General features: G+C 30.0%; 13 protein-coding genes. All 13 read right to left on the reverse strand.

Annotation, left to right across the window (positions count from 1 at the left end):
- Positions 1 to 16: 16 nt before the first annotated feature.
- Positions 17 to 964 (reverse strand): DNA-binding protein WhiA, encoded by a 948-nt coding sequence (gene whiA, locus LLF98_RS06665; RefSeq protein ID WP_291702089.1) that lies wholly within the window; start codon positions 962 to 964, stop codon positions 17 to 19.
- Positions 965 to 1,009: 45 nt separating this feature from the next.
- Positions 1,010 to 2,362, reverse strand: a complete 1,353-nt coding sequence (locus LLF98_RS06670; protein WP_291702091.1) for a YvcK family protein — start codon at positions 2,360 to 2,362, stop codon at positions 1,010 to 1,012.
- Entirely contained in the window at positions 2,359 to 3,243 is an 885-nt protein-coding gene (rapZ, locus tag LLF98_RS06675; protein WP_291702093.1) for an RNase adapter RapZ, read from the reverse strand. Before rapZ ends, LLF98_RS06670 begins: the two co-directional genes overlap by 4 nt.
- A 238-nt stretch (positions 3,244 to 3,481) precedes the next feature.
- Entirely contained in the window at positions 3,482 to 4,396 is a 915-nt protein-coding gene (murB, locus tag LLF98_RS06680) for a UDP-N-acetylmuramate dehydrogenase (protein ID WP_291702096.1), read from the reverse strand.
- Positions 4,397 to 4,669: 273 nt separating this feature from the next.
- On the reverse strand, positions 4,670 to 6,535 hold the full coding sequence (gene uvrC, locus LLF98_RS06685; protein ID WP_291702097.1) for an excinuclease ABC subunit UvrC: 1,866 nt from the start codon (positions 6,533 to 6,535) through the stop codon (positions 4,670 to 4,672).
- A gap of 30 nt (positions 6,536 to 6,565) precedes the next feature.
- Complete coding sequence (locus LLF98_RS06690; RefSeq protein ID WP_291702099.1) at positions 6,566 to 8,044, reverse strand: penicillin-binding transpeptidase domain-containing protein; 1,479 nt, start codon at positions 8,042 to 8,044, stop codon at positions 6,566 to 6,568.
- Between the two features lie 2 nt (positions 8,045 to 8,046).
- Positions 8,047 to 9,267 carry an FtsW/RodA/SpoVE family cell cycle protein gene (locus LLF98_RS06695; protein ID WP_291702101.1) on the reverse strand — a complete coding sequence of 407 codons (1,221 nt, stop codon included), beginning with the start codon at positions 9,265 to 9,267 and terminating at the stop codon, positions 8,047 to 8,049.
- 54 nt (positions 9,268 to 9,321) lie between these two features.
- Positions 9,322 to 9,447, reverse strand: a complete 126-nt coding sequence (locus LLF98_RS06700) for a hypothetical protein (protein ID WP_291702103.1) — start codon at positions 9,445 to 9,447, stop codon at positions 9,322 to 9,324.
- A 37-nt stretch (positions 9,448 to 9,484) separates the two neighbouring features.
- Positions 9,485 to 9,928, reverse strand: a complete 444-nt coding sequence (locus LLF98_RS06705; protein WP_291702105.1) for an FHA domain-containing protein — start codon at positions 9,926 to 9,928, stop codon at positions 9,485 to 9,487.
- Between the two features lie 221 nt (positions 9,929 to 10,149).
- Complete coding sequence (uvrA, locus tag LLF98_RS06710) at positions 10,150 to 12,975, reverse strand: excinuclease ABC subunit UvrA (RefSeq protein WP_291702107.1); 2,826 nt, start codon at positions 12,973 to 12,975, stop codon at positions 10,150 to 10,152.
- A gap of 224 nt (positions 12,976 to 13,199) precedes the next feature.
- A complete protein-coding gene (gene uvrB / locus LLF98_RS06715) occupies positions 13,200 to 15,167 on the reverse strand; it encodes an excinuclease ABC subunit UvrB (protein ID WP_291702109.1) in 1,968 nt (655 codons plus the stop codon).
- Between the two features lie 215 nt (positions 15,168 to 15,382).
- Entirely contained in the window at positions 15,383 to 16,750 is a 1,368-nt protein-coding gene (locus LLF98_RS06720; protein ID WP_291702111.1) for a signal protein PDZ, read from the reverse strand.
- An 11-nt stretch (positions 16,751 to 16,761) separates the two neighbouring features.
- The gene (locus LLF98_RS06725) at positions 16,762 to 18,027 is read right to left on the reverse strand and encodes a S41 family peptidase (RefSeq protein WP_291702113.1); all 1,266 of its coding nucleotides are present in this window, start codon (positions 18,025 to 18,027) and stop codon (positions 16,762 to 16,764) included.
- Positions 18,028 to 18,091 lie beyond the last annotated feature (64 nt).

Below are 18,091 nucleotides of genomic sequence, written 5' to 3' on the forward strand. Positions count from 1 at the left end.
CAATTAACTAATTAAACTATCTGCTACTTCTCAATTCTTCAGCTATTTTCTCTATCTTTCTTAATCTATGATTTATCCCCGATTTTCCTACAGGAGGCTCTAACATTTCTCCTAATTCCTTTAGTGACTCATCTGGGTAATTCAATCTTAATTCTGCAATTTCTCTTAAGTTATCTGGTAATCTTTGAAGACCTATTTGCGATTGTATTAGTTTTATGCTTTCAACTTGCCTTACAGCTGCATTTACTGTCTTTGAAAGATTTGCAGTTTCACAATTAACAAGTCTATTTACATTGTTTCTCATTTCTTTCATTATTCTTATATTTTCAATTTCTAATAAAGATGAATGAGCTCCTATTACATTAAGTAAATCTACAATTTGTTCTCCTTCTTTAAGGTATACTATAAAACTGTTCTTCCTTTGTATTACTTTTGAATTTAAATTAAAAGTATTAATAAGATTAGATAAGTCTATAGCATATTCCTCACTATGAGTTACAAATTCTAAATGGTAAGTTTTTTCCGGATTGCTTATGCTTCCCCCACCAATAAAAGCTCCCCTAAGATATGCTTTTTTTATACCTTCATCTTTAAAAATGTGCTCCTCTATTCTGTAATCTAAACTCATTATTCCATCAACTTCTTTAAGTATACCAGTTTCACTTAGTAATCCTCTAACACCCATTTCTTCTGTAATCACTACCATATAAATGTTATTCTTTTTTAATGAGTTACTCTTTTTTACCATTAATTTCGAATGAATATTAAAATACTCTTTTAAAAGTGTAAAAATCAACCTAGCACTAGCTGGATTTTCTGTGGTCATTTTAAAACTAAGTCCACTTCCACTAAAAGCTAATGTGCCACCAACTTTCATTATAGCTGATATTTCTGCCAACGCTTCTTTCTTAGAAATATCTATATATCTGCATATTTCTCCTTTAACTTTTGATGAAAATGACATCTTGTTTCCTTCCTTATCTATAAATATTGCAATGTACAATTAAATTTAATCAATTTCTTTTCCTTTTTCTTCTCTCACTCTTTCTTTAATACGTTGTGATAAATACATATATTCAATAATCTTCTTTTTGTCATACAAAAGTTTCTTTTCCATTATTGTATCTACTAATACTTCTGCTAACTTATCTGCATCATGTTTTATTAATCCATTTTTAATTTTCACTAAATTTTCCCCAACTATTTTTACTCCTAAACTATTTATATCTTCTCTATCTAACTTAACAAGTTCTGCACCATCTTGTTGATATTTTTCTTTTAACTCGTCTGTTATTTCTCCAGTATTGGCGATTACATAGTCAACAATATCTTTTCCACCATATTTAAACAAAACCTTTAAGTGATCCGATGCTTTAAAACCTGTAGTTTCACCGGGTTGGGTCATTATATTAGAAATATAAATTTTAATTGCGTTACTTTTTCCAATTTCTTTTGCAATGTCTTTAACAAGTAAATTAGATGTTATGCTGGTATATAAACTTCCAGGTCCCATAACTATAGAATCAGCTTCTCTTAATGCATCTAGTGCTTCTTTTAATGCCTCTGCATTTTCTGGATTTATTTTGAGTTCTTCTATTCTCGAATTCTGCCTAATAGCTTCTTCCGGAATTTGAGATTCACCTTCCACAATATTGCCATTTTGAAGCTTTGCTACTAATTGCATGTTATCTAAGGTAACTGGTATAACCTTACCTGTTACTGCAAGGACTGAGCTCATTTTTTGAACTGCTTCTTCAAAATTATCTGATATTCCAGCCATAGCGGCTAAAAATAAATTTCCAAAACTTTGATTTTTCAATCGTCCATCTTTAAATCTATATTGGAGTAAATCTTCTAGTATAGGTTCAGTATCTGCAAGTGCTAAAATACAATTTCTTATATCTCCTGGTGGTAACATTCCTAAATCTTCTCTTAAATCTCCAGAGCCACCACCATCATCCCCTACTGTTACTATTGCAGTAATATTAGATGTATAGTATTTTAATCCTCTAAGCATTGTTGAAAGACCAGTTCCTCCGCCAATTACAACTATTTTAGGACCTTTAACTAATAATCTTTTTTCATATATTAAACTCTCAATTTTTTTACTATCTAATGATACTTTAAGATATCCTCTATTAACTAGTGCAATTATAGACTTCATTATTTCTGTAACTGAAATATATAATACAAATATTCCTGTGATATTTAGAAATACATAAAAAATCTGATAGTATAAATCATAAACTCTATGCGTTACTAATTCTGTGAAACCAAATGCTATTAATAATACTCCAAACACTCCAAATGCCAGCCATCGTTTTACTTTAATACCTACTTTAAGCCAATCTCGTATTCTCATAGCTTCTTTTCCCCTTTATGAAGATCTTCTGCTACATCTCTATGCTCTATTCTAGAATTATAGTTTTCCCTATTTAATCTTTCATAAACTTCATTAGCAATTGCAACAGAGCGATGTCTTCCCCCTGTACATCCTATAGATATTATTAGCTGCCTTTTTCCTTCTTTAATGTAATTAGGAATCAAATACTTTAACATATCCACTAATTTTTCTATGAAATTAACAGTTTCTGTTTGCTTTAATACATATTCTTTAACTGGATCATCATTCCCTGAATACTGCTTTAATTCTGGAATATAAAATGGATTTGGTATAAATCTAACATCAAAAACCAAATCAGAATCTACAGGTATTCCATATTTAAATCCAAAGCTCAATATTGTCACTGATAATTGCTTTTCTGGATAAGTATGATCTCCGTAAGCTTTATTTATCTTTTCTCTCAAATGTCTTATTTCATATTTAGATGTGTCAATTATAATATCTGCCACATTTTTAATCTCTCTTAGCTTCTCTCTTTCTTGAATAATACCAGTTAAAACTCTGCCATCAGGTGATAATGGATGGCTTCGTCTTGTTTCTTTAAATCTTTTTATAAGAACTTCATCGGTTGCCTCTAAAAATAAAATTTCATATTTAAACTCATTTTGTTTTAGATAATTTAGAGTTTCAAAAAAATCATCAAAGAAAACTCCACCTCTAATATCTATAACTAATGCTACTTTTTCAATATTTCCGCCACTTTGCGTACACATTTCTGCGAACTTTGAAATTAACTTTGGTGGAAGATTATCTACACAAAAATACCCCAAATCTTCTAACGCTCTTGTTGCTTGTGTTTTTCCTGCTCCTGATAATCCTGTAACTATAACAAATCTCATATTACACACTCCCCTTTGCCAAAGATAGCTTTTTAGGCACATGTGCCTGTTTTCTTAAATGTGCCTTAACATTAGAATTATATCATACTATTATAATTAAATCATAAAAAACCCAAAAGTCATAAACTTTTGAGTTTCAATATTCAACTTAACATTGGTATCTTTAAATACCTTTAGCATATAAAAAAATAACAAGTACGTAGCTAGATATTTGACTTGTTATTTTCTTTCACATGCCTTAATCTTCACCTAAGATTCTAACTTCCGGATGCAATTCTACACCAAACTGTTTTTTCACTTCATTTTTAACATGATATATTACACTTAGCACATCTTTAGCAGTTCCATTTGCGCTGTTAATAACAAAACCAGCATGCTTATCTGAAACGCATGCCCCCCCTATAGTAAAGCCTTTTAATCCTGCATCTTCAATTAATTTCCCTGCAAAATACCCTTCTGGTCTCTTAAAGGTACTTCCTGCTGAAGGAAATTCTAGTGGTTGTCTTTCTTCTCTTCTTTTAGTTAATGAATCAACCCTAGCTTGAATCATTTCTTTATCTCCAGAGATTAAATCAAAAGTTGCACTTAATACTACATATCCTTTTTGCATAACTAAAGATTGTCTATACCCTAAGTTTAATTCTTCTTTAGAAAGAACTCTAACTTCTTCATTATCATCTAATACTTCTGCCTTCTCAATAACAAATGATATTTCTCCATCATAGGCTCCTGCATTCATGAATACAGCTCCACCTACGCTACCTGGAATTCCACAGGCAAATTGGAATCCTGATAAGGCCCCTTCTGTAGCTTCTGCTGAAACATCTTTAAGTAAGGCTCCACATTCTGCGGTAATTTTATTACCTACACGTTCTATCTTATTAAGTTCGCATAACTTTATAACAACACCTCTAATACCACCATCCCTAACTAAAAGGTTAGATCCATTTCCTATAACATAAAAAGGGATTTTATTTTGTTTACAAATAGTGATAGTTTCTTTTAGTTGCTCTACATTATTGGGAGTTAAAAGTATATCTACTGTTCCTCCAACTTTAAAGTATATATGTTCACTCATTTTCGCATCTAACTGAATTTGTGACTCTTCGTATATTTTATTAAACAAATTCTTATATTTTCCATACTGATTCATGCTAAAACTCCTCAAACACTTATATTGATATCATTTATTTACATCATATAGAATAATCTATATACCAAACTAACACAAGTAAAACTTTATTCATATTAGTTTTCAGTATATTTTTACATAAAATAATACAAGTAAAATTTTATTAATATTATCTTATATGCAGTAAATTTTTATTCCGTATTATTATAGCATAATTTATTTATTTTGTTCATGTTTTTTGTTATATTCAAAAAAAATACCAAGTCAGTATGCTAGTATATTTGACTCGTTATTTTATTTCACATTCCTAAAATATGTGAAAATGCTATTTGCTGTCTTATTATCAATTGACTCAGTTTCAATGAGTTCCTCTAATGTAGCTTTTTTAATATTATCAATACTTCCAAATTTCATAAGAAGTGACATTCGCCTTTTCTGTCCAATATTTGGTATATCATCTAATATTGAATGCAATGTCCTCTTATCTCTTAAACTTCTATGATAAGTAATTGCAAATCTATGAGCTTCATCTTGAATTCTTCTTATTAATTGCATTAAATTAGAACTCCTATTTATCACTAATTCTCTATTATTATATATTATTCCTCTTGTTGCATGATGATCATCTTTAACTAATCCACAAACTGGTATACTTATTCCTAATTTAGCTAAAACTTCAAGAGCTATATTCACTTGACCCTTTCCACCATCCATCATAATTAAATCTGGAAAATTAGAAAATTTTCCACTAGAAAATTTAATTTCTTTATCTTGGATTTCTTTAATTTCCTTTAATCCATGAGTAAATCTTCTTTCCAAAATCTCTCTCATACTCTCATAATCATTAGCATTTTTAACAGTTTTTATATGGAATCTTCTATAATCACTACTTTTAGCTTTTCCATCCTCAAATACAATCATAGAACCAACAGAATCTACTCCCTGTATATTAGATATATCATAAGCTTCTATTCTTAATGGAATACTATCTAGTTCTAATAAATTTTGCATTTGTTCTAAACAAATTCTATTTATTTCTTTATCTCTTAAAATCTTATCCTTGAATTGGTCTAAAGTAACCTTTGCATTATTTTTCACCAATTCTAACATATCTTTTTTCTCACCTTTTATTGGAATTTTAACAAAAACTTTTGATCCCCTTTTTACACTTAGGAATTCTTCTAAAGCTTCTATTTCATCACTTTCTGGAATATAAATATTTTTAGGCACCTTCGGAGTGCCTCCATAAAATGATATTATAAACTGAGATATAATAATACGATCTTCTTCATGAGAACTATTTTCGAGAATAAGATGTTCTCTTCCTGTGACTTTTCCATCTCTTAAGAAGAAAATTTGGATGCAACAGTCCTTTTCACCCTTATACATATTAATGAAATCCTCATCACTTTCTTGAGATTTAAATACTTTTTGTTTTTCAGCTATATTTTCTATAGCTAAAATCTTATCTCTTAGTGATGCGGCTTTTTCGAATTCTAACTTCGAAGAAGCTCCCTGCATTTCTTTTTTTAATTTATTTAATAAAGTTCTATCTCTACCGCTCAGAACATCCATAATTTCATCTATCATATTTCTATAATTAACTTTTGAAATATGTCCTTCACATGGAGCTTTACATTTTTTTATGTGATAATTTAAACATGGCCTTGTTTGCTTTCCACCTTCTACAATAAATTTCTTGCACGTTCTTAACGGAAAAATTTTTCTTATTAAGCTTATTGTCTCATGTACAGCTCCAGCGTTAGGATATGGTCCAAAATACCTATTCCCATCCTTTGCATAATTTCTAGTTATAAACACTTTCGGAAAATCCTCATTAACAGTTATTTTTATAAAAGGATAGAATTTGTCATCTTTTAAGGAAATATTGTATTTAGGACTATGTTTCTTTATTAAATTACATTCTAATATCAACGCTTCCATTTCAGAATCTGTAACTATATATTCAAATTCGGAAATATTTTTAACCATTGCTTTTACTTTTTCTGAATGATTCTTTGAATTTTGAAAGTATTGTCTAACTCTATTTTTTAATACTTTTGCTTTTCCTACATAAATAATTTCTCCAAGAGTGTTTTTCATTAAATACACTCCCGGTTTATCTGGTAAAATTTTTAATTGTGCCTTAAAATCAAACATAATATCCACCTCCTTTTACAATATACATTGCTATTTAGCCAGTTCTGCCTGAATAACTTTTCCTGCTATTGGAGCTGCTGCACTTGCTCCATATCCTCCATTTTCTACTATTACTGCAACTGCGACCTTTGGATTATTTGCTGGTGCAAATCCAATAAACCACGAATGAGGTTTGGCACTTTGACCATTAGCAAGATTATAATCTGCTGTACCTGTTTTACCAGCAGCATCAGTTCCCTGGAAAAAACCCCAAGAAGAATTAACTTTAGAATCAACTAGATTTTTCATATAATCTTTTATAGTAGCTGCATTAGTTGTACTAAGAACTTGTTTATATACTTTTGAATCTATAGTTTTAACCACGTTTCCATCTTTATCAATTACTGAATTAACAAGTCTTGGTTCCATCATCTTTCCATTATTAGCTATAGTACTTGAAATTAAAGCCATTTGCATTGGTGTTGCTAAAATGCTACTTTGCCCAATTCCTGTTTGTGCTATACTACCAACCTCTGCCTTAGTTAACTTTGGAAATTGACTTTGAGTTATATTAAATCCATCCCCCTCAATGGTACTATTAAAGCCATATTTTTCAGCAGTAGTTTTTAACTTATCATTTCCAAGTTCCATTGCTAATGTACCAAATACAAAGTTACTTGATAATCTAAATGCCTCTTTTAAATTTATAGTTCCATTAACTTCTCCATTATCATTACTTAAAGATTGCTTTTCATTAAATACGATTTTCCCAGTATCATCAAATGTCCTTCTTGTAACATCTGGCATGTTTTCTAAAGCACTGCTAAGAGTAACAGTTTTAAATGTTGACCCTGGAGGATAAAGTCCTGATGTTGCTCTATTTATAAGTGGACTATTATCTGCTGTACCTGCATTTGCTGCTTTCATTGAACTTTCCAAATCATTAGGATTGTACGTTGGCTTTGAAACCATGGCAAGTACTTCTCCTGTTTTCGGATTTAGCGCAACTACAGCTCCCTTACTATTCCCAAGAGCATCATATGCTATCTTTTGAAGCGCAGGATCTAACGTAGTTATAACCCCATTACCAATCTTAATATCATCTTCTTTTCTGCTTTTAAAAATTTCTTTTAATTTATCCATGCTAAAGTCTTTAGCTAAGTTTAGAAAATTGTTTGTAAGCTTATTGTATGTTGTTAATTGACTATCATAATTTGCTTCTAAGCCTGTTAATCCATACCTCGGATCTACATATCCTAAAGCATGAACATATAAATCTCCATTAACATAAGTTCTTTTTTGTGTAAGCGCATCTACTCTTTCACTTTTTGTCAATGAATTTTTATTTCTATCATATATAGTTCCTCTTAACACTTCATTTCTTCTTGCCCATAGCCTTTGATTTCCTTGTTGATCTGCTATATTAGGTGCTGAAAAAACTTGAAAATATGCAATATATGAGATGAGAGCTACAAAGCAAAATATAAAAACTACCATTACTTGTTTTATACTATTAGAAACATCTTTCATTTTTAGCCCTCCTCTGATATTTTTTGAAGTATTGCCAATGCAAAGAACATACTTAGTATGGAAGATCCGCCATAACTAACAAGCGGTAATGTAATTCCTGTAAGCGGTATTACTGCGAACACACCACCAATTATAACCAATACCTGGCAAGCTATCATAGCACTCATTCCTATTGTACTAAGTTGTGAAAACTTATCTTTAACTCTAAATGATGCTCTCATACCTCTATAGAAAAATAAGAAATATATTATCATAATACCAAGACCAAATACCATTCCTAATTCTTCACAAATTACTGCAAAGATATAATCTGAAGTATTAACTGGCACAAATCCTGGATACCCTTCTCCAAGTCCTGATCCAAACATTCCACCTGAAGAAACTGCATATAATCCTTGGACTATTTGGTACCCTTCTGTATTTGAATATTTCCATGGATTCCTCCAAATCAATATTCTTTCTCTTACATGCGGAAATAACTGGTATGCAAGAAATGAACCAACTATAAATGATATAAAAGTAATTACTACATATTTTTTCTTTCCAGTAGCAACATAAAGCATTGTTATTGCAATACCAAAAAATATTAAAGCTGAACCTAAATCTTTTTGCATAAACAAACATCCTAATGAATACATAACTACTAATGCAGGTTGCCAAAGCTGTTTAAGATCCTCTATAATATTATTTTTATCTTCGTAATCTTTTAATACGGATGCAAGATAAATTACAAAACTGATTTTACCAAATTCAGATGGTTGAAATCCCATGCCTCCAATCATAACCCAGTTAGTTGCCCCATAAACTTCTTTTCCAAAAATTAATGCCATAGGCATAAATATAATAGTTATAATCAAATAGATTTTCTTATATTTTGCAAAGTTTCTTAAGTCTGGGATTGCTACTACTAACGCAATAAATATAATAATGCCAGCAGTAAACCACATTAATTGCTTAATTGCAGTGCTAGTATCCAATCGATACAATACAGCCATACCTATAACTGACAATATACATGCAAATATTATTAAAAATTTATCTCCATGTGGATAAAATTTTCTAATTAAAATCTGAGTAATTGTTAATAACACGCATACTATTAACCCCATATATATTGCGCCCATATCCATAGGATCCTTTAATATAGCTATATTGGTAAAAAGAGCCATACACAAAAGATAAGTTAAGATTAATAACTTTACCTCATCCTTTTTAATCTTCAATCCATATCACCTCTTACGTTTATTGCTTTTAGGCACATTCAAAAAAATAACAAGTCAGTATGCTAACTTATTTTCTTTGATATGCCTTGATTTTTTTTGTAAAGCCCAGTAGAAGATATCCTGTACATAATCTTCTCCTGAGCCTAATTCATCTAAATTCTTTAATTTATACCTAGCCAACTGTAATATCTCTTACTATCTACTGTACTTCCGATTCTTACCTTAAAATCTTAAAAACTGATGTTCCAATCTTTATTTCATCTTTATTCGCTAATTTCGCTTTACCACTTATCTTGTTTGCATTTAAATAGGTACCATTTGTGCTATTCAAATCTTCTATAAATAATGAATCATTTCTCACTATAATTTTTGCATGATTTCCAGAAACATGTTTATCGCATAAAACAATTGAATTATCATCTTTTCTCCCTATTGTTAAATCTGACCTTATAGGAATAATAGACCCATCTTTTAAATCTTTACTATTTCCTGAATTTATTATTTCTAATCCATAATTTCCTTTGACCATTGATGGTCGTTTCTTCTTACCCCCATTTTTAACATCCTTATACATTATCTTTAATGCATAGTATATTATTACGTATAGTATAACAATAAAAACTACTCCAAAAGCTCCAGCAATTATTTTTGAAAAACTCATATTTTCACCTCAATATCTATTACTGTGTCATAGGCCTCTAAAAAAATAACTATCCAAAGATATTATTCATATTTTACGTGTGCCCTATTAATGATTATACAACAAAAAGGCAAATATGCCATACTAAAAGTATTACTTTTCAATTAACAATGTACTTTCAATACACAATTAACAGTTAATACTGCTTAATTATAGTACAATTTCCTTTGAAAATTGAATTACTAAAATAATATTTTTTTTAAATATTTTCCTGTATATGATGCTTCAACATTGCATAGTTCTTCTGGAGTTCCTGCTTTAATAAGAGTTCCGCCCTTATCTCCACCTTCTGGTCCTAAATCAATTAAATAATCTGCACATTTTATCACATCTAGATTATGTTCAATTACAACTACAGTATTCCCTGATTCCACCAATCTTTGAAGTATTTTTATTAATCTACTAACATCACCTACATGTAATCCCGTTGTTGGCTCATCTAATATGTACAGTGTCTTTCCTGTACTTCTTTTTGACAATTCAGATGCTAATTTTATTCTTTGAGCCTCTCCACCTGATAATTGAGTTGATGGCTGACCTAATCTAATATATCCAAGTCCTACATCATTTAATGTTCTTAATTTATTTTCTATCCTAGGTATATTTTCAAAAAATTTCACTGCTTCTTCAACTGTCATGTTTAATATATCGTCTATATTTTTACCTTTGTACTTAACCTCTAGTGTTTCCCTATTGTATCTCTTACCTTTGCAAACTTCACATGGTACATATACATCAGATAAAAATTGCATTTCTATTTTTATAATTCCATCTCCTGAACAAGCCTCACATCTTCCACCTTTAACATTAAAACTAAATCTTCCTGGTTTATACCCTCTCATTTTAGCTTCTTGAGTTTGTGAAAAAAGTTCTCTTATTATATCGAATGTACCTGTATAAGTGGCTGGATTAGAACGTGGTGTTCTTCCTATTGGGCTTTGATTTATATCTATTATTTTATCTATATTTTCATATCCAATTATTTCTTTATGCCTTCCCACAGGATTTTTACTTTTATTTACCATTTTATTTAATCCCTTATAAAGAATTTCATTTACCAAAGTACTTTTCCCAGACCCTGAAACACCTGTAACTGCTGTTAATGTTCCAAGTGGAATTGATATATTTATGTTCTTTAAGTTATTTTCTTTCGCTCCTATGATTTTTATATTTTGTTCATTACCTTTTCTTCTTATTTCAGGTACTTTAATTAATTTCTTTTCTGTTAAGTATTGACCTGTTATAGATTTTTCACAAGCCTTAACTTCATCAAGAGTTCCAGCAACAACAACTTCTCCTCCATGTTCACCTGCGCCAGGTCCAATATCAACAATATAGTCAGCTTCTTTTATAGTATCCTCATCATGTTCTACAACTATTACTGTATTCCCAACATCTCTTAAATTTTTTAGAGTTTGTATTAGTCTATCATTATCTCTTTGGTGCAAACCAATACTCGGTTCATCTAAAATATATAAAACACCCATAAGTGACGAACCTATTTGAGTTGCAAGTCTTATTCTTTGAGATTCTCCTCCTGATAAAGTTCCTGAATTCCTTGATAAACTTAAGTAATCAAGCCCTACATCCAATAAAAATTGTAGCCTGTTTTTAATCTCTTTTATAATTTGTTCACTAATAATTCCATTCTTTTCTGAAAATTCTATTCCATTTATAAAATCTAATTCTTCTCTTATTGGCATACTCGTAAGTTCAAATACATTTTTCCCACCAACAGTAACTGCTAATGCATCATCCTTTAATCTTGAACCTTTACATTTAGGGCAAAAATCATTACTCATATATTGCTCTATTTCACCCTTTATCATATCTGAATTAGTTTCTCTATATCTTCTATTCAAAGAATTTATTTCTCCATCGAATGCATAATTATATATTGCCTTAACGCCCTCTTTTGTATATTCAACTTTAAGTTTATTTCCTTTTGTACCATATAAAAGTAAATCTACATTTTTCTTATCTAAATCTTTTATAGGAGCATTTAAGTCTAGTCCATATTCTCTACTTAAAGCTTGAAGTATGGCATAAGTCCATGATTCTTCTTTAAGTCTTCCATTACCCCAACTAGCTACAGCACCTTCCATAATACTTAATTCTTTATTTGGAATTACTAATTTCTCATCTATTTCAATTAATGTTCCAAGTCCATCACAATGATCACACTTACCAAATGGAGAATTAAATGAAAATAACCTAGGTGCTAATTCATCAATGCTTATTCCACATTCTGCACAAGCAAATTTTTCACTAAATAAAGTATCCTGTCCTCCAATAATACTTGCTATTGCTAAACCTTCTCCTATTTTTAATGATGCTTCTATAGACTCTGCAAGTCTTCCTTCAATTCCTTCTTTTATAACAATTCTATCTATAACAGCTTCAATATTATGTTTTTTATTTTTATCTAATTTTACTTCTTCTTCAGTTAAATCATAAATTTCGCCATCAATCCTAGCTCTTACAAATCCATTTTTCTTTATATTTTCTAATACTTTTTCATGGGTTCCTTTTCTTCCTTTAATTATAGGCGCTAATATTTGAAGCTTTGTTTTATCCCTATAATTCATAATCTTATCCACAATTTGATCAACAGATTGTTGAGTAATTTCTTTTCCACACTTTGGACAATGCGGAGTTCCAACTCTTGCATATAGTAATCTTAAATAATCATAAATTTCTGTTATTGTTCCAACTGTAGATCTTGGATTTTTGCTTGTAGTCTTTTGATCTATTGATATAGCTGGTGATAGCCCTTCTATGTACTCAACATCTGGCTTATCCATTTGACCTAAAAATTGTCTTGCATAGGAAGATAATGATTCTACATATCTTCTTTGTCCCTCTGCATACAAAGTATCAAAAGCTAATGACGACTTACCTGAACCTGATAAACCTGTAAATACAATTAACTTATCTCTTGGTATTTCTAAACTAACATTCTTTAAATTATTAACCTTGGCACCTTTGATTATTATCTTATCGTTCATAACAACCCCCACAATTCAGTTAACAGTTAACAAGTAACAGTTAACAATTAATGTTGAAATTCCTTGACGGAATTTCTAAAAAAACTTCATATCAACATCCTATCTTAATATATAATTCTATTTAGCAATTGACAGTTAATACCTTTTAGAATACCTTATTGACAAGTAACAGTTAATAGTACGATTCTTTAAAGGAAATCTCCCGAAATTATAATTATTCACTGTTAACTCTTAACTGAGTTAATTATGTCTCTAAGTTCAGCTGCTCTCTCAAATTGCAGATTTTTTGCAGCTAATAACATTTCTTCTGTATATTCTTTAATTAACTTATCCTTTTCCTTCTTAGTAAGTTTCTTCTTGCCTTCTACCTTATAGTCTGCTACTTCTTCAGCAATCTTTGTAGCTTCTATAATGTCTCTTACCTCTTTAATTATAGTTGTTGGAATTATTCCATTCTTGCTGTTGTATTCTTTTTGTATAGCTCTTCTTCTTTCTGTTTCCTTTAAGGCTTTATCCATGGATTTTGTTATATTATCTGCATACATTATAACTTTACTTTCTGAATTTCTAGCTGCTCTTCCAATTGTTTGCATCAAGGATGTTTCTGACCTTAGAAATCCTTCTTTATCAGCATCTAAAATTGCAACTAAAGCAACTTCTGGTATATCTAAACCTTCTCTTAAAAGGTTTATTCCAACTAATACATCATATTCACCAAGCCTTAAATCTCTTATAATTTTCATTCTTTCCAGAGTATCAATATCTGAATGCATATAAGTGGCTTTAACACCAAGCTCTATTAAATACTTAGTTAAATCTTCTGCCATACGTTTAGTCAAAGTTGTTATTAATGTTCTAAATCCACATTCTTTAGCTTTATTAACTTCTCCATATAAATCATCTATTTGTCCTTTGATTGGTCTTATAATGATTTCTGGATCTAATAATCCTGTAGGTCTTATAATTTGTTCAGCAATTTCTTCTGAATGATCTATTTCATAAGCAGCTGGAGTTGCACTCACAAAAACCACTTGATTAATTTTCTTTTCAAATTCTTCAAACTTTAGCGGCCTATTATCATATGCACATGGAAGTCTAAATCCATAATCAACTAAAGTATTTTTTCTAGATCTATCTCCAGCATACATTGCTCTGACTTGAGGCAATGTTACATGACTTTCATCAACAAACATAAAAAAGTCTTTTGGAAAATAATCTATCAAAGTTTTAGGTGGTGTTCCAGAAGCTCTACCATCCAATATTCTTGAATAATTCTCTATACCACTGCAATATCCCATCTCCTTTATCATCTCAATATCAAAGTTAGTTCTCTGTCTTAATCTTTGAGCTTCTAAAAGTTTATCTTGAGCATTAAGTTCTCTCAATCTTTCCTCTAATTCACCTTCAATAATTCCAATTGATTTCTCAACAGTTTCTCTAGAAGTTGCAAAGTGGGAAGCAGGAGTTATTGCTACATGATTTCTTTCTCCAAGGATAGTTCCTGTTAAAACATCAAATTCTCTTATTCTATCAATTTCGTCTCCAAAGAATTCAATTCTAATTCCCTTGCCTGAATATGATGCTGGAATTATATCTAAAGAATCGCCTCTAACTCTGAAGGTTCCTCTTGAAAAATCTATATCATTTCGCTCATATTGAATTTCTATAAGCTTTTTTATAACTTCATTTCTTTCTTTTTCCATTCCAGTTCGAAGGCTTATGGTTAATTTTTTATATTCATCCGGATTACCCAGCCCATATATACAAGAAACAGATGCCACAATTATTACATCTCTTCTTTCAAAAAGAGCTGATGTAGCTGAATGCCTTAATTTATCTATTTCATCATTTATAGATGCATCCTTTTCTATAAAGGTATCTGTTTGGGGTACATATGCTTCTGGTTGATAATAGTCGTAGTAAGACACAAAATATTCAACTATATTATCTGGAAAAAACTCCTTAAATTCTGAGCATAACTGTGCTGCTAAAGTTTTATTATGAGCTAAAATTATAGTAGGTCTTTGCAACTTTTCTATAATATTTGCCATAGTAAATGTTTTTCCTGAACCAGTCACCCCAAGCAAAGTTTGGCATCTATTATTATGCTTTATTGAATTCACTAACTTATTAATAGCTTGTGGCTGATCTCCTGTAGGTCTAAATTTAGAATATATTTTAAATTCTCCCATTAAACTACCTCCGCGTTCGAACAAACATTCGCATTATATATATATTTTACTTTTCCTTAGCTATTAAGTCAACAACTTATGTTATTTATTTTTTTAATTTACAATGGACAATTGACAATTATGGTTCAATTTTCTTTAGGAATTGAATCATTAATTGTAAATTGTATAAATCCACATACATTAAAGAAAAAGATGGCTAAGCCATCTTGTATAAATTATAGTTTCTTATCTTTATTTTCTTCATATTGGTTAGTTTTATCCTCATTAATTTTATCTTCTATCTTATATTTTTCTTTATGTTCTGAATTTTTACATTTGCTAAAAACACTTTTAAAGCTGCTATCACTAACTGGTATAATATCTTCTTTATCTACGTTTCTAGGTACTAATAATAAACCTAGTCGAGTATTTTTATTATGACTAAATTCAATATCTCTTATAATTCCCTTTGAATCTTTAATCTTCAAAATTGCATTATACCAATTTGCTTTTAAAATGGAATAACTCTCTGCTTCCGAGTTAATATTTTTATTATTTATTGATAAAAGTTTACTTCCAACATCAACACCAAATTTTCTAACTTGTGAATCTGCTGAGATCTCTAAAATCATTAATCCCTCTTCATCACTTACAAATTTAGGTTTTCTCTTTTCTTCACTTTTTACTTGAAGATTTAACATAAATTCATGAGCAAATGGTGTGAAAATTAGAACTAGTATTTCACCCCAAACTCCAAACCTAGTGATTTGAGCTACAATAGTTAAAATGATTCCATAAATTAATATATAACATCCTGACGATATTGCCTTTTCCCTTTTACTTCTCGTAAAAGTAATTGAGGAGTATCCCAAAATTGCATAAAATGGCAGTATTGAAATTACACTGCTTGCTATTAATTTAAATCCTGAAGATGATTTGATTAATGGCCACCAATCTGGATTTTGTATAGATTCTGTCATATAATTTAGTGATGAATCATTCATAGTTATCGCAATCATTATAGCTACAGGTAATGCCCAATACCTCTTTAGTGCATATCCCCCTAAAATTTTCCCATCCTTGTTTGTGAATACTGGAACTGCACCTCTGTCACCATCAATCATTACCAATATACCTTCAATAATATGAAAAACACCTATAAAAATTATTAAATAAATGATATCAATGTTAAAGATTATACCATTTGAAAGTCTTGGTAGAAATTGACTTGCTAATTTAATTAAAATACTTATAGCTCCTAAAATAGCACCCGAATAGGAGAAACATATTAATCTCAGTTTCATAAACATTAATAATATAGATATAATAAACAAATATTCGATTCCTGAATTTTCACTAAAAACCACACCTAAGCTAGTAAGGATTAGACTTCCTATACATCCCCCTACAATTCCTAAAACAAGTTGAGATAGCGTAAGTTCAATAGATGAATTTACACTACCTCCTAAAATCATTTTTTGCATGATTACTATTTTCTTATTTTTCAGATATAACATGATTATTAAAGTAATTAAGAGAAATACTAGTGGGGGAGCTATTATTGCACCAGCAACATTCCTTAATGTATATATTAATAAACTCATTCTATTTCCCCCTACTGTATCTTTTCCTCTATTTTTTGCATTGCTGCTTTTAATTGTTCATCTGTATTTTTATCATATCCACTTTCATCTATTCCTACTTTTGTTGTAACTTCAACATCTGGTGTTATTCCTTTTTTATGAATATTTTCACCATTTGGTGTGTAATATTTAGAAATAGTTACTTTAAGACCACCAATATTATTATCAAATTTAATTGATTGCTGAACTATTCCCTTTCCAAAAGTAGTTTGACCTATAGTTTTTGCTACACCATAATCTCTCAAGGCTCCTGTAACAACTTCCGAAGCACTAGCACTATTTCCATTAACTAATACAACTAATGGTGTACCCTCTGCCACTCCACCAATTGATAATGATTCATTTCTGTTATCATACTTATCAATAGTATAAGTTATTATTTTACCTTTTGGTATAAACTGTGATGCAACTCCTACAGCTTCTGTTAATAATCCACCTGGATTTTCTCTTAAATCCAAGATTATTCCCTTCATACCTTTGGATTTCAATTCTTCAATAGTAGTTTTAAAGTCTTCTGTTGTATTTTCATTCATAAAAGTCTTTATACGAATATAACCTATAGATGAATTCAGCATAGCACCCTCGACAGATTTAATTTTTACCTCTTCTGGTACAACCTTAACATCAAATTCATCTGCATTAGCTCTTTTAATTGTTAATTTTATTTCTGAGTTATTAGCTTCTGCAATCATAGATACTGCCTTTTCCATATCATCTCCAGATATATCTACATCATTTATCTTTTCAATAATATCATTTTCTGTGAGTTCAGCCCTATCAGCAGGTGAATCTTTGATTATAGATACAATTGTCAATTTATTATCTTTTGGGGTTATAGTAACACCTATTCCCTTAATACTGCCATTACTTTGTTTGATTAAATTATCAAATTCTTTTTGATTCATAAACACTGTATATTGATCATTTAATGAATTAGTCATACCCTTAATAGCTCCTTCTAAAAGAACATTATCATCAATTTCACCATCAAACTTTTCGATTAACTTATCCCTAACTGTAAAAAGCGCTGAGTATTTACTTTTATCATTAATTTGTTCTGCAGTGATTTCGACTTGTGGCGATGCTTTCACTAAAAATATTCCTTTAGTTGCCATATAATTTCCTGCTAAAAAAGATACACACATTAAAATTACCGAAAAACAAATTAGTGGTATTATTACAATTGATTTTCTTTTCCGTTTATTATTTGCAAACATATAATTTTTTGATCTTTTCACCTATAAAGACTTCCTTTCCCATGCATTATACATATAACTCCAATAATATCTTTATAGATTTACA

The organism is Clostridium sp. (assembly GCF_021372645.1).
In the GTDB taxonomy this organism is placed as follows: Bacteria; Bacillota; Clostridia; order Clostridiales; family Clostridiaceae; genus Clostridium.

Coding starts and splice junctions, on each gene's coding strand:
- whiA (WP_291702089.1), bottom strand. CDS start 964: ATGTCATTTTCATCAAAAGTTAAAGGAGAAATATGCAGATATATAGAT.
- LLF98_RS06670 (WP_291702091.1), bottom strand. CDS start 2,362: ATGAGAATACGAGATTGGCTTAAAGTAGGTATTAAAGTAAAACGATGG.
- rapZ (WP_291702093.1), bottom strand. CDS start 3,243: ATGAGATTTGTTATAGTTACAGGATTATCAGGAGCAGGAAAAACACAA.
- murB (WP_291702096.1), bottom strand. CDS start 4,396: ATGAATCAGTATGGAAAATATAAGAATTTGTTTAATAAAATATACGAA.
- uvrC (WP_291702097.1), bottom strand. CDS start 6,535: ATGTTTGATTTTAAGGCACAATTAAAAATTTTACCAGATAAACCGGGA.
- LLF98_RS06690 (WP_291702099.1), bottom strand. CDS start 8,044: ATGAAAGATGTTTCTAATAGTATAAAACAAGTAATGGTAGTTTTTATA.
- LLF98_RS06705 (WP_291702105.1), bottom strand. CDS start 9,928: ATGAGTTTTTCAAAAATAATTGCTGGAGCTTTTGGAGTAGTTTTTATT.
- uvrA (WP_291702107.1), bottom strand. CDS start 12,975: ATGAACGATAAGATAATAATCAAAGGTGCCAAGGTTAATAATTTAAAG.
- uvrB (WP_291702109.1), bottom strand. CDS start 15,167: ATGGGAGAATTTAAAATATATTCTAAATTTAGACCTACAGGAGATCAG.
- LLF98_RS06720 (WP_291702111.1), bottom strand. CDS start 16,750: ATGAGTTTATTAATATATACATTAAGGAATGTTGCTGGTGCAATAATA.